The organism is Achromobacter sp. 2789STDY5608615 (genome assembly GCF_001298995.1).
GTDB lineage: Bacteria > Pseudomonadota > Gammaproteobacteria > Burkholderiales > Burkholderiaceae_B > Achromobacter > Achromobacter insuavis.
The window spans coordinates 1-1,641 of sequence record NZ_CYTY01000095.1 but is presented as its reverse complement, the minus strand read 5'-3'; the positions used below and the strand labels follow the sequence as shown (position 1 = coordinate 1,641).

2 protein-coding genes are annotated in these 1,641 nt (G+C 68.1%); both read left to right on the top strand.

Annotated elements, in window-relative coordinates; all coding sequences use genetic code 11:
- Nucleotides 1-1,478 (top strand): dihydrolipoyllysine-residue acetyltransferase (aceF, locus tag AOZ49_RS31510; RefSeq protein ID WP_054479842.1); only part of this gene is annotated, 1,478 nt, incomplete at its 5' end.
- A 12-nt stretch (nucleotides 1,479-1,490) separates the two neighbouring features.
- Nucleotides 1,491-1,641 (top strand): biotin/lipoyl-containing protein (locus AOZ49_RS32250; RefSeq protein ID WP_156355804.1); only part of this gene is annotated, 151 nt, incomplete at its 3' end.

Below are 1,641 nucleotides of genomic sequence, written 5' to 3'. Positions count from 1 at the left end.
TCGGCGACAAGGTCGCCGAAGGCGCCGTGGTGCTCGAGGTGGAAGCGGCCGACGCCGCCGCCGCCCCGGCCGCCAAGGAAGCGCCCAAGGCCGAAGCCCCCAAGCAGGCTGCTGCCGCCGCCGCCGCGCCCGCCGCCAAGGCCGAGGCCGCCGCGCCGGCCGCCAGCAGCGGTCCGGTCGAGATCGAAGTGCCGGACATCGGCGACTTCAAGGAAGTGGAAGTCATCGAAGTCATGGTCGCCGTCGGCGACACCATCAAGGCCGAGCAGAGCCTGATCACCGTCGAGTCCGACAAGGCCTCGATGGAGATCCCGGCCTCGCAGGGCGGCGTGGTCAAGGAAGTGAAGGTCAAGGTCGGCGACAAGGTCGCCAAGGGTTCGATCGTGGTCGTGGTGGAAGGCAGCGCGCCCGCCGCCGCGCCGGCCGCCAAGGCCGAAGCCGCGCCGGCCAAGGAGCAGGCGCCGGCCGCCAAGGCCGAGGCGCCGGCTGCCGCCGCGCCCGCCGCCGCGTCGCGTCCGGCCCCGGCCGCCGCGCTGGAAGACGCCAACCTCAAGCCCGGCCAGCTGCCGCACGCTTCGCCGTCGGTGCGCAAGTTCGCCCGCGAACTGGGCGTGAACCTGAGCAAGGTCAAGGGCTCGGGTCCGAAGGACCGCATCACCGCCGATGACGTGCGCGGTTTCGTCAAGCAGGCGCTGGCCGCCGGCCCCGTGGCCGCCGCCGCGGGCGGCTCGGCCGATGGCGCCGCGCTGGGCCTGTTGCCGTGGCCCAAGGTCGACTTCACCAAGTTCGGCCCGGTCGAAGCCAAGCCGCTGTCGCGCATCAAGAAGATCTCCGGCGCGAACCTGCACCGCAACTGGGTCATGATCCCGCACGTCACCAACAACGACGAAGCGGATATCACCGACCTGGAAGCGCTGCGCGTCACGCTGAACAAGGAAAACGAGAAGTCGGGCATCAAGGTCACGATGCTGGCCTTCCTGATCAAGGCCGTGGTCGCGGCCCTGAAGAAGTTCCCCGAGTTCAACGCCTCGCTGGACGGCGACAACCTGGTGCTCAAGCAGTACTACCACATCGGCTTCGCCGCCGACACGCCCAACGGGCTGGTGGTGCCGGTGATCCGCGATGCCGACAAGAAGGGCATCCTGCAGATCGCCCAGGAAATGACCGACCTGTCCAAGAAGGCGCGCGACGGCAAGATCTCGCCGGCCGACATGCAGGGCGGCTGCTTCTCGATCTCGTCGCTGGGCGGCATCGGCGGCACCTCGTTCACGCCCATCATCAATGCGCCCGAAGTGGCCATCCTGGGCGTGTCGCGTTCGTCGCACAAGCCGGTCTGGGACGGCAAGCAGTTCGTGCCGCGCCTGATCGTGCCGCTGTCGCTGTCCTATGACCACCGTGTCATCGACGGCGCCGCCGCTGCCCGCTTCAACGCCTATCTGGGCGCCTTGCTGGCCGACTTCCGCCGCATCGCGCTGTAAACGGGGAGCCCTATGAGCAATACCGTTCAAATCAAAGTGCCGGACATCGGTGACTTCAAGGAAGTCGAAGTCATCGAGGTGCTGGTCGCCGTGGGCGATACGATCAAGGCCGAGCAGAGCCTGATTACCGTCGAGTCCGACAAGGCCTCGATGGAAATTCCCG